Source organism: Scytonema sp. PRP1, from assembly GCF_036697665.2.
GTDB lineage: Bacteria > Cyanobacteriota > Cyanobacteriia > Cyanobacteriales > Nostocaceae > Kalymmatonema > Kalymmatonema gypsitolerans.
Genome location: NZ_JBAHYJ020000081.1, coordinates 123,635 through 140,264, shown reverse-complemented (window position 1 = coordinate 140,264; position 16,630 = coordinate 123,635). Strand labels below are relative to the sequence as shown.

The 16,630-nt window shown below is 43.5% G+C and carries 20 protein-coding genes and 1 pseudogene; 13 read left to right on the top strand and 8 right to left on the bottom strand.

What is annotated here, in order from left to right; translation table 11 throughout:
- Positions 1-7: 7 nt before the first annotated feature.
- Positions 8-316, bottom strand: coding sequence for a photosystem I reaction center subunit PsaK (gene psaK / locus V5G28_RS18775; protein WP_336231206.1), 309 nt, complete (start codon positions 314-316; stop codon positions 8-10).
- Positions 317-1,388: 1,072 nt separating this feature from the next.
- Positions 1,389-2,607, bottom strand: a pseudogene (locus V5G28_RS18770) (RNA-guided endonuclease InsQ/TnpB family protein).
- Between the two features lie 84 nt (positions 2,608-2,691).
- Between V5G28_RS18770 and tnpA the strand changes: the two are divergent.
- Complete coding sequence (gene tnpA, locus V5G28_RS18765; protein ID WP_332987358.1) at positions 2,692-3,096, top strand: IS200/IS605 family transposase; 405 nt, start codon at positions 2,692-2,694, stop codon at positions 3,094-3,096.
- Positions 3,097-3,280: 184 nt separating this feature from the next.
- Here tnpA and aroA read toward each other — a convergent pair whose 3' ends face one another.
- Entirely contained in the window at positions 3,281-4,627 is a 1,347-nt protein-coding gene (aroA, locus tag V5G28_RS18760) for a 3-phosphoshikimate 1-carboxyvinyltransferase (protein WP_332987357.1), read from the bottom strand.
- Between the two features lie 127 nt (positions 4,628-4,754).
- Here aroA and V5G28_RS18755 point away from each other — a divergent pair, with 127 nt between their 5' ends.
- Positions 4,755-5,267, top strand: a complete 513-nt coding sequence (locus V5G28_RS18755) for a hypothetical protein (protein WP_096569673.1) — start codon at positions 4,755-4,757, stop codon at positions 5,265-5,267.
- Positions 5,268-5,618: 351 nt separating this feature from the next.
- On the opposite strand, the gene V5G28_RS18750 is transcribed toward V5G28_RS18755, so the two are convergent.
- From V5G28_RS18750 to V5G28_RS18740, 3 genes are all read right to left on the bottom strand, one after another.
- Positions 5,619-6,203 carry a thioredoxin family protein gene (locus tag V5G28_RS18750; protein WP_332987356.1) on the bottom strand — a complete coding sequence of 195 codons (585 nt, stop codon included), beginning with the start codon at positions 6,201-6,203 and terminating at the stop codon, positions 5,619-5,621.
- A 15-nt stretch (positions 6,204-6,218) separates the two neighbouring features.
- Positions 6,219-6,665, bottom strand: a complete 447-nt coding sequence (locus V5G28_RS18745; RefSeq protein WP_332987355.1) for a YidH family protein — start codon at positions 6,663-6,665, stop codon at positions 6,219-6,221.
- A 184-nt stretch (positions 6,666-6,849) separates the two neighbouring features.
- On the bottom strand, positions 6,850-7,065 hold the full coding sequence (locus V5G28_RS18740) for a chlorophyll a/b-binding protein (RefSeq protein ID WP_073630809.1): 216 nt from the start codon (positions 7,063-7,065) through the stop codon (positions 6,850-6,852).
- A 252-nt stretch (positions 7,066-7,317) separates the two neighbouring features.
- On the opposite strand from V5G28_RS18740, the gene V5G28_RS18735 reads away from it, so the two are divergent.
- Complete coding sequence (locus tag V5G28_RS18735; RefSeq protein WP_332987354.1) at positions 7,318-8,844, top strand: thymidylate synthase; 1,527 nt, start codon at positions 7,318-7,320, stop codon at positions 8,842-8,844.
- 112 nt (positions 8,845-8,956) lie between these two features.
- On the opposite strand, the gene dcd is transcribed toward V5G28_RS18735, so the two are convergent.
- Positions 8,957-9,556 carry a dCTP deaminase gene (gene dcd, locus V5G28_RS18730; RefSeq protein WP_332987353.1) on the bottom strand — a complete coding sequence of 200 codons (600 nt, stop codon included), beginning with the start codon at positions 9,554-9,556 and terminating at the stop codon, positions 8,957-8,959.
- 94 nt (positions 9,557-9,650) lie between these two features.
- Entirely contained in the window at positions 9,651-10,187 is a 537-nt protein-coding gene (locus V5G28_RS18725; protein WP_096569663.1) for a P-loop NTPase family protein, read from the bottom strand.
- 462 nt (positions 10,188-10,649) lie between these two features.
- Between V5G28_RS18725 and V5G28_RS18720 the strand changes: the two genes are divergently transcribed.
- The 10 genes from V5G28_RS18720 to V5G28_RS18675 all read left to right on the top strand — a co-directional run bounded on the left by V5G28_RS18720 (position 10,650) and on the right by V5G28_RS18675 (position 16,584).
- Positions 10,650-11,204 (top strand): adenylate kinase family protein, encoded by a 555-nt coding sequence (locus V5G28_RS18720; RefSeq protein ID WP_332987367.1) that lies wholly within the window; start codon positions 10,650-10,652, stop codon positions 11,202-11,204.
- Between the two features lie 194 nt (positions 11,205-11,398).
- On the top strand, positions 11,399-12,142 hold the full coding sequence (gene rph / locus V5G28_RS18715; protein WP_332987352.1) for a ribonuclease PH: 744 nt from the start codon (positions 11,399-11,401) through the stop codon (positions 12,140-12,142).
- Between the two features lie 231 nt (positions 12,143-12,373).
- Positions 12,374-13,093 (top strand): 6-phosphogluconolactonase, encoded by a 720-nt coding sequence (gene pgl / locus V5G28_RS18710; protein WP_332987351.1) that lies wholly within the window; start codon positions 12,374-12,376, stop codon positions 13,091-13,093.
- A 175-nt stretch (positions 13,094-13,268) separates the two neighbouring features.
- Positions 13,269-13,844: a zinc ribbon domain-containing protein gene (locus V5G28_RS18705; RefSeq protein ID WP_336231199.1), complete on the top strand. Its 576-nt coding sequence runs from the start codon at positions 13,269-13,271 to the stop codon at positions 13,842-13,844.
- Positions 13,841-14,170, top strand: a complete 330-nt coding sequence (locus tag V5G28_RS18700; RefSeq protein WP_332987349.1) for an FHA domain-containing protein — start codon at positions 13,841-13,843, stop codon at positions 14,168-14,170. The genes V5G28_RS18705 and V5G28_RS18700 overlap by 4 nt, the downstream gene beginning before the upstream one ends.
- A gap of 49 nt (positions 14,171-14,219) precedes the next feature.
- Positions 14,220-14,450 carry a hypothetical protein gene (locus tag V5G28_RS18695; protein WP_332987348.1) on the top strand — a complete coding sequence of 77 codons (231 nt, stop codon included), beginning with the start codon at positions 14,220-14,222 and terminating at the stop codon, positions 14,448-14,450.
- A gap of 162 nt (positions 14,451-14,612) precedes the next feature.
- A complete protein-coding gene (locus V5G28_RS18690) occupies positions 14,613-15,356 on the top strand; it encodes a M50 family metallopeptidase (protein ID WP_332987347.1) in 744 nt (247 codons plus the stop codon).
- A gap of 49 nt (positions 15,357-15,405) precedes the next feature.
- On the top strand, positions 15,406-15,567 hold the full coding sequence (locus tag V5G28_RS18685; protein ID WP_332987346.1) for a hypothetical protein: 162 nt from the start codon (positions 15,406-15,408) through the stop codon (positions 15,565-15,567).
- Between the two features lie 25 nt (positions 15,568-15,592).
- Positions 15,593-15,766, top strand: coding sequence for a hypothetical protein (locus V5G28_RS18680; RefSeq protein ID WP_336231196.1), 174 nt, complete (start codon positions 15,593-15,595; stop codon positions 15,764-15,766).
- 32 nt (positions 15,767-15,798) lie between these two features.
- Positions 15,799-16,584, top strand: a complete 786-nt coding sequence (locus V5G28_RS18675) for a DUF4058 family protein (RefSeq protein WP_332987344.1) — start codon at positions 15,799-15,801, stop codon at positions 16,582-16,584.
- Positions 16,585-16,630: the final 46 nt, after the last annotated feature.

The following is a 16,630-nucleotide window of genomic DNA, read 5'->3' as shown; positions in this document are numbered from 1 at the left end:
CTAAAATCTAGATAACGCCGAGATTGGTCAAGCCCAAAACTGCACCAATGCCGATAAGGTGACCGGTACTCATTGCAGCGAGGAATGAACCAACACTGGGATTATTGAACAGCGACGGGAAAGGTAGCGGCATCTTAGCACCAACATGGGGGTAGCGAACCACCCGAGGAATAATCAAAAGAGCTAAAATGCTGCTGCCAATGATAATTGCTGATCCTGTCCAGTTAAATTCTGCGGCAGAGTTGGGAACAGTAGCTTGGACTGCTAATAACAATGATGAAATCACAGATTTTTCTCCTAGCATGAATACATTCATCGAAAATTTGGGTAGAAACCCCGTCCTTATAGGACGGCAATACACATTCTTTGTTGTGAACCATTAGCGCCTTGGGGCGTTGCCCTGAGCTTGTCGAAGGGTTACTAGATTCGGTGTACCTTTGTAATGTACTTTCAAGCTTGACAATTACCCTTACGGGTTCGCCATGTACCTCTAACGAGGGAGACCCTCCTTCAGTACTGGCGAACCATCTCAAATCGTTCACCCCAACGGGAGAGCCAGTTCCCTGGGCGTGGGAAACCCGCCGATGACTGACTGGACTCACCTGTACGCATAACGGTTTTGCACTCGATGTGCCTTCCCAAGTGGGAGTAATGTTAGCCTTGACAAAGTTATTGGTCGGTACTTTCCAGGCGACACTGGCTTAACCCTCTAAACCTGTTTAATCGTCCGGTTTCAGAGTCCGAGACTGGCTATGCCTATCGGCACGCTGCGCGAACGCATCCCGGAGTGAGAACTTGAACACTTACCAATAACCTAGTACGCTTCGGTACTGAGTCGGGTCAACTAATCCGCTTGACTTGAGGCGCTTAAGCCCCGAGCCGCGAGAAAGGGGTGTTGACTTATCTATATAGAGGTACGAAATTCACTTGCTCCCTCAAGAGCAACGCGCTTTTTTGTCTCTACAATCAATGTTTATGCTCCGCCTAATGAAGTAGCTGAATCTTCTTTCTAAAGATAGGTGTCAATCTCCACCCAAAGGAATAGCTAGATAGCCTAAAGGTAACCAATCATTGAAATCGTTAACCAGTAGGAGGTTCAGCCATTTTCTATTTCTGATGATTGACCCCAGTTTTTACCCCTTAAGCATAAGTAAACTTAATATATACTTTGATGAGATTTGACAAAAAAGCTAAAATCTGCGTTGAAAAATTTCTAACATTATAACGACAGATTCATTTATGCTTTGGGAGCAACTGGTATTACCATTACGGAGAAGATAGCAAAAGCGATTATTACTCTGTCTCTACGGTATGGGAACAAATACCGGATTAAAGAGAATTAATACGGGATTGACACTCCCCTGGTCTTGAACAAATTTCGCTATCGCTCATTTGTTCGGAAAACCAGAGGATTCTACATTCATCCTAGTTACTTGCTCAATCAGGTTTTCACCAACTAGAGTAGAGGTCGCTAGTCCTGTAGCGTTACTTCGGGACTGCCCGTCCCTAGCTTGTCGTGCAAGATTCAGAATATTTATTGCTGCGTTTACATCCCTTTGGAGTTCGCAACCACAACTACATTTATGGGTACGAGTTGAAAGAGATTTTTTCACAATTGCACCACAATCCGAACACTTTTGAGATGTCATTCGAGGATTGACGGCTACAACTGTGGTTCCGAATTTGGCAGCAAAATATTCCAACCAACGACGAAATAGAGTCCAAGCAACATCATTGATGGACTTTGCTAAGCAGTGATTTTTTACCATGCCTTTCACGTTCAAGTTTTCATAGGCGACTAAGGCGTTAGCCTTGCATACGCAACGCGCGAGTTTCTTCGCATGTTCACTACGTTGCCTACTTACTCTTAAATGTTTTTTGGCATATCTTCGTCTAGCTATTCGTCGTTGGTTTTTACCTTTCTCCTTTTTGTAAATTTGACGTTGAGCGTGTTTAATCGCTTTCTCAGATGTACGAAGAAACCTTGGATTCTCCTCATGATGTCCATTGGAATCAGAATAGAAAAACTCTAACCCAACATCTAAACCGATTTCACCATTATGGGTTCTCTGTTCAGCTTTAACCTCAATATCAACTGCAAACTGGCAGTAGTAACCGTCAGCTTTACGAACAAGTCGAACTCGCTTAATGGATTTTACAGGGTAGGTATGAATATCCCATTTCCCCAGTAACTTAACTTCACCAATACCTTTTTTATCAGTAAAGGTGATGCGTCGTTTTGTAGGATGCAATGACCAACCACTAGTCTTGTATTCAACAGAACGGTTATCTTTTTGAAACCTTGGAAAACCCTTTTTTCCAGGTTTTTTAGACTTACATTTATCGTAGAATCTGGCAATAGAAAGCCATGCTCTTTCGGTTGCAGCCGTGCCTTGCCATCGAGTTCAATTCTTTAACAAATCCAAATTCTTTACGCAGTGCTGTAGAGTAATTGTTTAGAGCAATCTTGTCTACTTTCTGTTCTTTTGACGTATCCATCCAATAACGAATAGCTTTGTTTCGGATGAATTGGGTAGTTTTGATAGCCTCATCAATAGCTCGATACTGCTGTTGCTTACCCTTCACTTTGTATTCTAGAACCAGCACTGCGTTATCACCTCTTTGTTGTTTATTAACTAAGACTAGTCAACAATATCTATAGACAAAACAACAAGGATTATTTATAAAGATATGGCAAAGTTTGAACCTGACGAATATAGACATGAAGGGAATGCAGTGTCCTTACTCAACTATCATTTTGTATGGATACCAAAGCGTAGAAAGAAGGTATTAGTAGGGGCTATTGCTGAAAGACTGCAACAGATTATTTGTGAAATCTGTCATGAAAATAGATGGAAGATTATAGCTATGGAAATTATGCCCGACCATGTACATTTATTTGTAAATGCAAAACCATGTGACGACCCAAGTAAAATCATCCGATTGATTAAAGGTCGTGCGTCATCATATTTAAGAAAAGAATTTCCAGAACTTCTTAAACTTCCTACTTTATGGACTCCAAGCTACTTTGTCAGCACTGCTGGCAATATCTCTACTGAAGCGGTTAAAAACTATATTGCACAACAGCGAGAATAGAATCATCACTCTCCGGCTAAAGCCTACGTCGTGGTTTTCATCCCCTGGCTGAAGCCAAGGGGTTTTCAACCTACCCTTTATAAATGGGGAAAACACTTGTGTGTACACCGTAGCTCTTGTAGGGGGGAATGAGGGGGGGTGAACACAGATAGGAACAAAAATCTGTGTTCATCTGTGGTAAAATTTAGCCGCAAACTTGTTGCAACGTACTTGTGAAGTCTGGGTAAGAAACAGCTGCAGCTTCTGCACGATGGATGGTCGTCTTACCAGAAGCGTTGAGAGCGGCGATCGCGAAACTCATCGCAATACGATGGTCAGTATGGCTATCGACATCAGTCCCAACCAAGGAAGTACCGCCAGTAATTTCCATACCATCGGGTAATTCTGTTACCTTTGCTCCCATTTTATTGAGTTGCTGCGCCATGACAGCAATGCGATCGCTTTCTTTGACTCGCAACTCAGCCGCATCGCGAATGGTTGTCGTTCCTTCAGCGAACACCGCCGCCACTGCCAAAATTGGAATTTCATCAATCAACCTCGGGATAATATCACCTGCAATGGTGCAACTTGTCAAACGACTCGAACGCACCCGTAAATCAGCAACCGGTTCCCCAGCAACCTCCCGCTGATTTTCCTGCTGGATGTCTGCTCCCATCATCGCTAAAGCTTCTAAAATGCCGGTGCGGCTAGGATTCACGCCGACATTTTCAATGACCAGTTCCGAATCTGGTACAATTGCCCCAGCTACTAACCAAAAAGCAGCTGAACTGATATCTCCTGGAACAATCACTGTTTGCCCGTAAAGTTGAGTCGGTCCAGTGATGGTGACGCTGTTGGTTTCGGGGTCAGTGACTAAGTCTGCCCCAAATGCCCGTAGCATCCGTTCGCTGTGGTCACGCGAAAGTGATGGTTCTGTGACGGTAGTTTTTCCCTCAGTTGCCAAACCTGCAAGCAGAATGCAGGATTTCACTTGGGCGGAGGCGATGGGAGAATTGTAATGAATTGCTTTGAGAGACTTTCCTTGAACTGCTAAGGGTGCAAGTGTATTGCCTTTGCGTCCCCAAATTTCTGCTCCCATCTGTTGTAATGGTTTGACAACACGGGACATAGGACGCGATCGCAACGAACTATCACCCGTTACGGTAAAAAAGCGCCCTGCATGAGACGCTAACAGCCCCAGCATCAGGCGTATTGTCGTCCCGGAGTTACCAGCATTCAAGACATCAACTGGTTCTTGCAAATTCCCCAGACCAATGCCTTTAACCCGCACTAATTCAGTATTCAATTCAGAAATTTCTGCCCCCATCGCTTGGAAACAGCTTGCTGTGCTACAGGGGTCTTCTCCCAACAGTAGCCCTTTAATTTGGGTTTCGCCTTCGGCTAAAGCACCCAACATTAAGGCTCTATGAGAGATAGATTTATCGCCTGGAACACGGATGCGACCTTGTAGAGATTGAGAAGCAGATCGCTGAATGATTAAGTTTTGAGAAGCGTTTTCTCTAGTTTCGACAGTTATAACAGAAGCTGACATTAGGTGAAACTGGCGTTGACTGCGCTAGTATCCTATCGCTTTCCCTGTACCGCCTGCTCTACCAATATTTATCAATTTCTTCTTGTAATTCATTTCATGTCATTGGCTTTTTGCCTTTATCGCTGCCATGCTTACTTATCATCGCAAGCCCGTGTGCCTATCACTCATTTCGACTGACCTACCCGTTTGGTCTGTTGTTGAAGCTGCTGCGACCCTTTATCAAAAAGACCACGAGAAATTTCACCTACTTTTGTCCACGCCGCCTGTAAAAAATTGTGAAGCAGTAGACAATCCTCCTTGTACACAGAACACTTCCCAACAGCAAGGTAACGTTCAAGCCCCCAGTACTCCCCGGATATTGTGGCTGGAGATTTCCCCATACCGAGTTATCATGACCATGCAAGGCAATGATCAGTTGAGTTACCGTCATTACTGGGAACAAGGGGTTTACGGTGTTACTCGTTACTGGTTACCTGGTGAGTCATTACAACTTAGCCAAGCTATTCGCTTACGAAATTATACTCGTAGCCTGACTCTCAACGGACGCCCCTTACCCGAGCATTTGCGGGTGGAATACGAATTGTGGGCAGGAGAAATTCAGCTAGGATGCTACATCCTTAGTTTAGAAGTAAAACACTGAAAGCAAGTCACGAATTCCTCCTTTGCGATCGCTTTTGATTTGCAAAGGAGGATTTTTCTTTTATCGTTGGGTAGATTCCGACAAGAAATATAGCGCTTCTCGTTTGAATGAAGTACAAATTTATCTGTGTCCATCTGTGTCCATCTGTGGTTCTTATTTCTTGATGTATTGCACTCAACTCCCGAACCGCTAGATATAGCAATCCTAAATCATGTGTGAAAAACTAGATCCCCGACTTCGTAAGAGAAGTCGGGGATCTATGTCTTCAATTTTCATAAATTAAATAGAATGTCTACTAAGGTGTCATTCTGATTTCTGATTTCTGACTTCTGACTCCTTCTTCAACATTCTTCAACTAGCAAAATAACTAGGTTCATTGCCAGGTTTCCACTTAATATTGCAACCAATACTTGGCTTTTGCTCGCCTGCAACTGGTTGATCCGCCAATACTGCATCAAGAGCTGCGCGTAAATCTGCACCTGTTACAGGTTTGCCATTGCTGGGGCGGCTTTCATCCAATTGTCCTCGATAAACGAGTTGCTGCTTGGCATCAAATAAGAAGAAATCTGGTGTGCAAGCAGCTGTGTAAGCTTTCGCAGTTTCTTGGCTTTCGTCGTAGCAAAAGGGAAAGTTAAAATCAAGTTCTATCGCCATTGCCTTTAATAATTCAGGTGCATCATCTGGATAATTTTTGGCATCATTAGTGCTAATGGCAACTATTCCTAAACCCTTATTAATATAATCTTTGCCCAACTGCGCCAATTCTTCTTTTATGTGCTTCACAAATGGGCAATGCCGACAAATAAACATCACAAGTAGAGCTTTATTCTGGGCAAAGGTGGAAAGGGAAATCGTCTGTCCAGACACCACATCCGGTAAGTGAAAATCTGGTGCTTGAGTACCCAGTGACAACATCGTTGAAGCAGTTAAAGCCATATTAATTCTGAGTAATTAACGAAAATTTCGTGAATGGGGCTGATTTGGAAGTCGATAGGAGGAAGAAGGCGCTTTAGTTCGTAAAAGGAGCAATGGAATACTGAGAATTCCAAATATAATCACAACTCCAGTCATCACCCAAACGGTAAATCTACTGGGTTGATAGTTTCCTTGTTCAATTTGCCAAAAAACTTGGTTGTACCGCCAGGCTGCTAAAACTAAAGTCATAATACCAAAGATGACCAAAGAAATACCCAAATTTTCTGAGGTGAAAAACCGATGTGGCGCTGGTTCCTGTTGCTGTTGAGTCAGAGTAAAATTCAGCTGGCGTATAAATAGACCAAATCGAGCAATAGCAAACCCAAAGCCAATCAATGCTATGGAAGTGCGTAGCCAAGCCAGAAATGTCCGCTCGTTCGCTTGATGCTCCCTTTGACGGTCAATTTTGGGCATTTCGCTCATAAATACCAGATGTACTCCTGATTACCACAAAAGAACACTACCGTATTAAGTCACGTACATACTCCATCTATTGGCTAGCTTTTACAAACGTATCATACGCAAAATAGCCTGACTTCGCGTAAAATGTGCGGCGTCAGGCTTCTTATTGGGGAGGATGTCAAATTACCAAGATTAAAATGAGTTTCTACAGGCTTGTTAACAAACCAAAAATTCCATGTCCTGTAAACACTTCCAACGCAATCAGAGATACAAAACCAATCATTGCCAAACGACCGTTAATGAGTTCTGCGTAGGGAGTAAACCCAGTGCGATCGCCTTGAGCATCAACATACACCTTTGGCTCAATAGCAAAATTGTTCAGTTTGCCTGCTTCGTCAATAATCGAACCTCTTGCAGTCATGAATATTTTCCTTATGAAATGATTGCGGCTATGTAAAGAACTGTAACCCAATTATTAAATTATGTAAAGTAAATGAGCAAAGAGGCGATTGCAAGGGAGCGCAGTGCGGCTCAAGCCCAATAGCCTACACGCTCCCTTGCAGTTAATCGCGTCAGTGTAAACTGGCTGGCTAAACTTTTCTGAACAATTTGCTCCACTCGCACCAGTTGTGGTGATAAGCTATAAAATTGGTTTTTTGACTTTGAGCCAACCATGACAGCAACAGGTAAGGCAATTCAATATCAATACAAAGCACTGCACAAGCCTAAAGCGCTGATTTATGGTCAAGGTCAAACGGCAGTGATTACGGGATGGACTGTAAAGAGTGCGATCGCCAAACATCTGCACCCCCAGGAGTATGCAGTCATTGGACAACTGTACTCGCCCACACGGGGACTGAATTTCCTGATTCGCAATTTACTGTTTAACCCCCACGTTCGCTACTTGGTTGTCCTTAACGCCACAAAGGAAGACAAAAACGCGGGTGCTGGAAGCTGCTTGCTGGACTTTTTCCGCAATGGCTTTGAAGAAGGATTGAGCGACACTGGGCGGCTAGCTTATGTAATTCGCTCTACCATTCCTGGATATATTGATATTGAAGTTGATGCTAATGCTTTAGAAAAACTGCGGCAGTCTATAGAGTTTAAAGAAGCAAAATCAACGGCTGAAGCTTGTACTCTGGCGAAGTCTTTTGCAGAAAGAGAAGCGGTTGAACCTTGGGGTTTACCGTTAGAATTTCCCATGCCTACCGTAGTGCCAACTGTTCTACCAGGACCACGCTACGGACACAGAATTGAAGGCAAAACCATTGCCGAAACTTGGGTAAAAATCATCCATTTAATAAAGACAACGGGAACAATTCGACCTACTGCATATGATGGACAATGGCAAGAATTGATTGATTTGATAGCAATTGTCACGTCAGAGCCAGAAAAATTTTATTTTCCCGAACCGAATTATTTACCAATTGACCCTAGTTTTATTCAAGAATATATTTCACAAATTTTAGATGATGCACCCAAACAAGAAGGAGTCAAATATACATATGGTCAACGTTTGCGTTCTCACTTTGATTGTGACCAAATTCAGCTTTGTATTGACAAATTAGTGGCTGATATTAATTCAGCAAGAGTAGTCATGTCTTTATGGGATGTCGGCCACGAAAGTACGGACAGTCCGCCTTGCCTTAATCATATTTGGGTCAGAATAGTTGATAATGAACTCTCAATAACCGCCACTTTCCGCAGTAATGATATGTTTTCTGCATGGTGTGCAAATGCAATGGGATTGCGTGCTTTGCAACGACATATTCGAGATGAAATATGCAGACGCTCAACCCATTCATTAAAAATGGGACCATTAATTACCATTAGTCAAAGCGCCCATATCTATGATGACTGCTGGGAAAATGCAGAAAAAGTCATTCAGTCCCAGTATGGAAAGATTTGTCAGCAGCGAGATTATGCAGATCCCACAGGCAGTTTTGTAATTACTGTGCAGGACGGTAAAATTCTTGTCGAACAAATGACTCCTGGTTCTGGAGAAGTTGTTAACTGTTATTCAGCTAAGTCTGCAAAACAACTGTATCAGCAAATAGCAGCAGATTGTCCGGGCTTGCAAGTAGAACATGCCATGTATTTAGGGACGGAGTTGCAAAAAGCAGAACTTGCTTTGTCAATCGAACAAGAGTTTATTTATGAGCAAGATAAACCAATACGCATCAGGAATACAGTGCGTTAGGCGTATAGGCTTGATGAGTTTTAGCTCTTACCCAACTGCTTGCACCGAAACGCATCATCTCAAATTGGTGCATTATACTGCGTTAATGCACCCGAGTTCTAATAAGTAAAAATTAAACTCTAGCTAGAGTCACTTTTTCTGGTTGATCCTGATATTTACCTTGACGAGCTTCGTAACTGATAGCGCAGGGTTCGCCTTCTAGAAAAAGCAACTGTACCACGCCTTCATTGGCGTAAATGCGACAATCAGCGCTAGAAGAATTAGAAAACTCTAAGGTCAAATGACCCCGCCATGCAGCCTCAGCAGGAGTTAGATTTGCTATTATACCACAACGTGCATAAGTAGATTTACCGATACAAATGACTGTAATATTGTTTGGAACCTGTAGGTTTTCTAAAGCTACTCCTAAACCATAAGAGTGAGCGGGCAGTATAAAGTAACTACCGTTAGCATCCGTATGAAGTGGAGTTGGTTCGAGATTGTGAGAATTAAAGTTTTTGGGATCAACTACGGTTCCGGGAATGTGGCGGAAAATCCGGAACTCAACAGGAGAAAGGCGTATATCGTACCCATAAGAAGATAAGCCGTAGCTAATCACACGCCGCGACGGTTCATCTTCATTGATTTTTATTTCTCGAATCAGGCTTGGCTCAAAGGGCGAAATCATACCCTTGTGAGCCTTTTGAGTAATCCAAATGTCGTTCTTAATCACTAGTCTGCTGCTAATTGAAACCGAAATACTAGAATAGCGCGAACATAGTTCATTAGAGAACAGTCCTGATGAAGTGACATACTCCTACAGTGAATTACGGTTGATGACTGCGACGGATTTCGGTGATTTGGTCTGCTATTTCCAGAATAGACTGAGGGATTTCTGGTCCTGTAAGGATAATATCGACGTGGGAAGGCCGTTTTGCCAGCAATGCTAAAACTTCTGTTTCAGGAATTAAGCCAAAATGGATGGCTAAGCTGAGTTCATCTAATACAACGAGAGAATACTTACCCTCAAAGACGACCTTTTGTGTATGTCGCCACAACTTTTGTAGGGATTCCGTTTCGGTTTCGTCCAACTGTGGTGTATCAATACAACGAGGCAAATCACCACGAATCCAATCTAATTTTTGTCCGAGTTGGATGGGGTTTTCGTGTCCTTGACGAATGCCACCCTTGAGAAACTGTACTATTAATACTGGTGTGCCTTGACCAGCAATTCTCAGTGCTTGAGCCATGATACTAGTAAAAAAGCTACGATGAGAGCTAGTGAAAACTTGTATCAGCCCTTCAATCGAATATGGTAAGCTGAGGGTCAAATTTAAGCTTGGGGTTTCTAGCTGAGCAACCATAAAAATGTTTCAAAAAATACAAAAGTATAAAGTGTTTTTGCTTAGGGTGGTTCTGGCAAATCCACCTGTATTATCTAGCTGTTTTTGACAATATGTAATGTATTTGCCAAGCCGCATTCTTAGTCAAACACTAGGTTTATGCTGAAGTCAAGAGTTATGGAAACTGAAATTCTTGTCTTTTGCCGGAAAGTAGTTGTCAAAATGAGAACACGTAACTGAAAGGACAAATCAATCAAAAAAACTGGGAGGATGGCTGTGAGAGTCTGAGATCAAGTCCATTTGATTGCTTATTGCTATGTCAGACCCATCAGGCACACCAGACGCTTTGACGCGGAGAATATTTACAGTCAGCGATTAAACTGATTTCATAAGAAAATCTTATTTTGGAGAAGTGAAATTTCCCGCCGGTGGCAAAACAGATGGATAACGTTTTGAATTTGACAAAATCAGGAGTGAATGGTTGTGAGATTAGTGATTTTAGGAGGTTCGGGTTCAGGGAAAAGCACTCAAGCACAAGGGCTTTGCAGATACTTTGATATTCCTGTGATCTCCACTAGTGAGATATTACGCCCGAGCGCAGGCTTTACCAACCTCGGTCATCTCGCACAGCCATACGTGGAGACGGGAGAACTTGTCTGGGACGAAATGATCATTTCATTCATCCAGACTCGGTTAAAAAAGCCGGATTTTAACCGTGGTTGGGTGTTAGAAGGTTATCCCCGTACAGCGTTTCAAGCTGAAGAACTTGACTTTTTGTTGGACAATCTAGGGCACAATTTAGACTGGGCAATTTATTTACAAGTCCCACAAGCAGTTATGGTGAGTCGTTTACTAGGGCGTTCTCTGCCAGATGACCAACCGGAAATCGTCCAGCGTCGTGTAGAAATATTTTATGACCGTACCATTCCCATCCTAGAATACTACGACCGTCGTCGGCGCTTGTTGACTATCAACGGTGACCAGTTACCAGAAGCCGTGCAGCAAAACATAGTCACTCTGCTCTCAACCCCCGAATAGGGTATGTTGTTCTCTTTAATCATTAATAATTGAGAGAAAATACGCTTTATCCCCATAAAATTCAAAATACTTGCGATGCCTTTATCTGATAATTTAACGATGTGAAATATTAAGTTGTTCTTTAAAAAGACTTAAACCGTAATACACAAAGTGTAAGCGGCTGTATCGTATATAAAAATTTTGAGGCAAACTCAATGGCTTGGCAGCGTCCAGACGGTCGGCAACCCTACCAATTACGTCCTATTAGCTTTCAGCAAGGTTTCACCCGCTTTGCTCCTGGTGCCGTTCTCACAAAATGTGGTGAAACTCAAGTCCTTTGTAGTGTCAGCGTTACACAGGGAGTTCCCAAGTTTCTAGAAGGAACTGGCAAAGGTTGGCTCACGGCAGAGTATAGAATGTTACCATCGGCTACGCCGCAACGACAAGAACGAGAATTCATGAAGTTGTCTGGACGAACTCAAGAAATCCAACGTTTGATTGGACGTAGCTTACGAGCAGCACTGGATTTAGGTGCCTTGGGAGAACGTACGCTGACTGTGGATGCAGATGTGTTGCAAGCAGACGCTGGGACTAGGACAACAGCGATTACAGGAGGGTTTGTGGCGATCGCTCATGCAATTTCAAAATTGTTGCAGCAGGGAGTATTAAAGCGATCGCCCCTGATTGGACAGGTCGCAGCTATTTCTGTCGGGTTGTTGCAGGGAGAGCCATTTTTGGATCTCAATTATATCGAAGATGTCACGGCTGAGGTAGATTTTAATGTGGTGATGAATCAGCAGTTGGGGATAATTGAAGTTCAGGGAACTGCTGAATCCGGTAGTTTTAGTCGTACTCAACTCAATCATCTACTAGATTTTGCCGAAAAAGGAATTCAAGAATTGTTAATCGCCCAACAAGAAGCGATCCCAGACTGGAATGATCTGTATCAGGGCTCTTGAGAGTGTTGATTGCTGAGTGTAAATTATGCAGCGCTGAAAAGTCAGCAAATAGCACTTTTTTGGTAACTTGAATAAATATTTTTGTTAAATTTTGGCGACAATTTTTACAACTGCCCACTCAAGCTCTGTTGAACTCATAGACATGATGTTAAAAGTTTCAAAAAGTAAAAAGGGAAATTGTCAGAATTTCGCTATTGTAATGCTGGAAGTCGCTAATGTAATGATGAAGGGATGAGCAAAAAAGTTGAAGTTCTTCCAGATCAAGGGGCGCTAATTGCACGCGCGCTAGAATTGATCCTGTCCAAGATAGAAACTGCTATTCAAGAGCGAGGGCAATTTACCATTGCCCTGTCTGGTGGCAGCACACCGAAACCGTTGTACGAAGCAATCTCTACCCAAAAACTGCCCTGGGATAAAATTCACGTGTTTTGGGGAGATGAGCGTTACGTCCCACCCGACCATCCAGATAGCAATCAACTGATGACGCGTCGTGCTTGGTTAGATCGCGTTGATATCCCAACGGGTAACATCCACGCCATACCTACAAATGAAACTGACCCCGCAGTGTCAGCGGCTCAGTACGAAAGACATCTGCAAGAATTTTTTCACTCCTCACCAGGCGAGTTGCCTTCTTTGGATGTCATTTTATTAGGAATGGGAGATGATGCTCACACCGCATCTTTGTTTCCGCATACGGAAGCCTTAAAAGTAACAGATAAGCTGATTACTGTAGGGAACAAAGATGGAAACCCCCGCATCACCTTCACCTACCCATTCATTAACTCTGCTCGCTGCGTTATCTTTATAGTTGCTGGTGCCAATAAAAAACCAGCTCTTGCTCAAATTTTTGCACCAGTGGCAGATGAATTCACTTACCCATCGCGCTTGATTCAACCTCAAGGAGAACTTTGGTGGTTGCTAGATTCAGCAGCAGGAAGTGACCTCAAATAAGGATGCAGGATAAAGCACGAAGGATGAAGTATAAAGGATGAAAAATTAATCACACTTCATGACTTAATACTTCATACTTCAGCCTTCAAACGTACTTGTTAAAATCGGAAGCCAGAGTTGCCCCTCTGCTTGCTAGCACTATTTTACGATTGAACTTCAACAAAGGCTTAACCTCATGATCGTCTGCCCTAATTGCAATCACCCAAACCCAGACGGCGCTGTCCAGTGTGAAGCTTGCTACACCCCATTACCAGCTACTACTAACTGTCCCAGCTGTGGGGCAAACGTGCAGGCAGATGCAGCTTTTTGCGGTCAGTGTGGTTATAACCTGCGTGCAGGTGCTCCCACTGGTGTTGCCGCAACCGTCGCACCTGATCTCCCACCAGATTTACCACCCTTTGTTAACCCTGATCCTCTTGTACAACCACAACCCATAGGGGTAAGTACTGCTAATTACACCTCCCCTAATTCCGCATCCTTACCACCAACAGCGGTTTCGGTTCCTGATCCATCGGAAGTCACACAAAGTAGCCCCCCGCCTTCAAACGTCGCTGCACCACCTCCAATATCCACTTCACCCCCAGCACCGGATCTATCCGCACCACCCACTCCACCCCCAGCACCGGATCTATCCGCACCACCCACTCCACCTCCAGCACCGGATTTCTCCGCCCCACCCCTCCACCCCCAACCCAAACTCCACCGCCCACAGTTGTACCATCTGCTTCTAGAACTCAGTTGCAACAAGTGACGGCACGGCTGCTTCACATCCAAACAGATAGGGAAATTGAATTGCCGCAAAACCTCTCTGTTATTCATGTAGGCAAGCCTAATGATCGCATCCCCCCAGATGTAGATGTTTCAGGATTTCCAAATTCGGAAATTGTTTCGCGGATTCATGCCGATATTCGCGTAGAGGGAGACGCCCACTACATCGAAGAGATGTCGGAAGTGCCAATGGCACCTACATCAAGTAACTTGCCCCTATTACCAGGAAATCGGCACCGCCTACGCCCAGGTGATCGCATAAGTTTGGGTAAAGGAGACATGGTAACATTCCTGTTTCAACTTGTATAAGGAAGGCTCTAGTAGCGCTACCTTTGTAAGTCAAAAGTGAGCCACCGCTATGCAGGAGGGTTTCCCACGCCCAGGCGACTGGCGTTGGCGCAGCCTCTGGCGAGGAAATACCCGGGAAGGGGTCAAAAGGAGCCAGCGCTTGGGTAAGGCAGGGCAGCGAGCGGGAGCGCTTCGCCGTGAGCGCTCAGCCGAACGGTTTCCCGAGCCAGGCGTTTGCCTCTCATGGTTTCCCCACAGTCCCATGAGTGGCGTTCAAAAGTCCTTTTTTCCTAGCTTTTGACCTGTTATAAATGGTCGGTTTATTTCGACCGTACTGTACTAGTAGAGATTCAAAAATGATTTGTGTCTGGTGGTTGATAGTCGCCGCCAGGCACAAACTGTAGTTAGCATGGATAAAACTGCAACAAAAGCAGTAGCGTGAATACGTTAAGGAAAGTGACCCATGAGCAGCCTTGGGAAAGATTTTGAACCCTTGCTAACAAAAGAAGCGCCGCCAGCAGTTGACCGCATGGGGCTGACGTGGCTCATTGCCGCAGCGATCGCCACCGTTATACTGTGGCAAGTACCAGCAGGTAATTACATTTTATACCCATTCACCATCTTGGCAACTTGGTTTCACGAAATGGGTCATGGCTTGATGGCAATGCTATTGGGCGGACAGTTTCGGAAACTGGAGATTTTTGGCAACGGTTCCGGTGTAGCAAGTTATGCCATGTCCTTGTCTTTGGCACCAATTGGTCCGGCTTTAGTTGCAGCCGCAGGACCAATGGGACCACCGATTGCTGGTGCAGCTTTGATTCTGGCTTCCCGCAGTTTTAAGGCGGCAAACCTGAGTTTAAAAATTTTAGGTGGTTTTTTACTCGTTTCAACAATAATTTGGGTGCGATCGCTGTTTGGAATCGTGGCAATTCCCCTACTGGGTTTAATTATCCTGGGTATTGCCTTAAAAGCTCCGCGTTGGGTGCAGGGGTTTACTGTTCAATTTCTTGGCGTACAAGCTTGCGTGAGTACGTATCATCAACTTGACTATTTATTTAGCTATAGTGCTGGTCCGTTGGGACTTTCGGATACAGCGCAAATACAGCAGCGGTTATTGTTACCTTACTGGTTTTGGGGTGGATTGATGGCAGTTGCATCTTTGGTGATTTTAGTGCAAAGTCTCCGCATCGCCTATCGTTCGAGATGAGCAACGTACCTTTTCTAACTCAATTGCGCTGGAAAATATCACACAGAGATTGACCCAGTTATGGGATAGTTACGCATCGTCTTTAATGCAAGCATTCGAGGCGCGCCTTCAAGACAGTACTAAAAGTTTACAACGAGATTTAGGCGATCGCGCTGCAAAAGAGGCAACTGATATTACGGCGATTTTGACGGAACTGCGTCAAAGCCAATGAATTGGATGAACCTGAGTTTAAGCAGTTGAAACTGTTTAATACTACAGAAAAAGAAGAGTTCGAGCGTAATATTAACAGCCTAAAAGTCATAGTTGAACAAATTCCCATAGAAATTGAGCGCGAAGTAGCTGCAATTCAAGCTAAGTTCGCTAATGGCGGTTACTTACCTAATTCCCCAGAAACTAGCCCGTTAATTTAGAATTATCCCATCCCCCAATCCCTCACTTCAGTATGAATTCTCCATTTCCCGGGATGAATCCTTATTTAGAAAATCCTGTATTTTGGTCAGAAGTACATCATCGATTCATTACAGCCATAGCAGATACTATAGAGGAAAATATTCCCCCACAATATCGAGTCGCAATTGAACAACGTACATATTTAAGTGATGATTCAGATTCTCTACTAGTTGGTATACCTGATGTTTCTGTTTTTTCTCAACAAACATCACCGCAGCAGGACTCATCAACTGCTATCCAAACATCCACATCAGAAGGTATTACGGTGATGATACCTTTCCCAGAACACATTACGGAAAAATACTTAGAAATTCGTGAAGTTTCTACAGGTTTTGTTGTTACTTCTATCGAAGTTTTATCTCCTAAAAATAAACGTCCAGGCGAAGGTAGAAAAGCCTATGAACTGAAACGCAAAAAAGTTTTAGTGAGTCTTACTCATTTAGTAGAAATTGATTTACTCAGAAGTGGAAAACCCATGTCAATTTTAGGGGAATTCCCTGTCACAGATTATCAAAATATTGTGAGCAAAAGTGAAACACGTCCACAAGCTAAATTATACGGCTTTAGCATCAGAGAACCAATTCCTGTATTTCCATTACCTTTACAGACAGAAGATATAGAGCCGATTTTAGATTTGCAATCTTTATTGCATGCTATATATAAACGTGCAAGATATTACTTAGCAATTGATTATAATCAAGAACTAGTACCACCCTTAAAACCAGAAGATGCTGTATGGTCTGATACCCTTTTACGCGAACAAAGGTTAAAAACTTAGTAAAAGTTAAAACTAACTCAAATTAAAGACTAATTTGAATTACTAA

Coding starts and splice junctions, on each gene's coding strand:
- psaK (WP_336231206.1), bottom strand. CDS start 316: ATGAATGTATTCATGCTAGGAGAAAAATCTGTGATTTCATCATTGTTA.
- tnpA (WP_332987358.1), top strand. CDS start 2,692: ATGGCAAAGTTTGAACCTGACGAATATAGACATGAAGGGAATGCAGTG.
- aroA (WP_332987357.1), bottom strand. CDS start 4,627: ATGTCAGCTTCTGTTATAACTGTCGAAACTAGAGAAAACGCTTCTCAA.
- V5G28_RS18755 (WP_096569673.1), top strand. CDS start 4,755: ATGCTTACTTATCATCGCAAGCCCGTGTGCCTATCACTCATTTCGACT.
- V5G28_RS18750 (WP_332987356.1), bottom strand. CDS start 6,203: ATGGCTTTAACTGCTTCAACGATGTTGTCACTGGGTACTCAAGCACCA.
- V5G28_RS18745 (WP_332987355.1), bottom strand. CDS start 6,665: ATGAGCGAAATGCCCAAAATTGACCGTCAAAGGGAGCATCAAGCGAAC.
- V5G28_RS18740 (WP_073630809.1), bottom strand. CDS start 7,065: ATGACTGCAAGAGGTTCGATTATTGACGAAGCAGGCAAACTGAACAAT.
- V5G28_RS18735 (WP_332987354.1), top strand. CDS start 7,318: ATGACAGCAACAGGTAAGGCAATTCAATATCAATACAAAGCACTGCAC.
- V5G28_RS18725 (WP_096569663.1), bottom strand. CDS start 10,187: ATGGTTGCTCAGCTAGAAACCCCAAGCTTAAATTTGACCCTCAGCTTA.
- rph (WP_332987352.1), top strand. CDS start 11,399: ATGGCTTGGCAGCGTCCAGACGGTCGGCAACCCTACCAATTACGTCCT.
- pgl (WP_332987351.1), top strand. CDS start 12,374: ATGAGCAAAAAAGTTGAAGTTCTTCCAGATCAAGGGGCGCTAATTGCA.
- V5G28_RS18705 (WP_336231199.1), top strand. CDS start 13,269: ATGATCGTCTGCCCTAATTGCAATCACCCAAACCCAGACGGCGCTGTC.
- V5G28_RS18695 (WP_332987348.1), top strand. CDS start 14,220: ATGCAGGAGGGTTTCCCACGCCCAGGCGACTGGCGTTGGCGCAGCCTC.
- V5G28_RS18690 (WP_332987347.1), top strand. CDS start 14,613: ATGAGCAGCCTTGGGAAAGATTTTGAACCCTTGCTAACAAAAGAAGCG.
- V5G28_RS18675 (WP_332987344.1), top strand. CDS start 15,799: ATGAATTCTCCATTTCCCGGGATGAATCCTTATTTAGAAAATCCTGTA.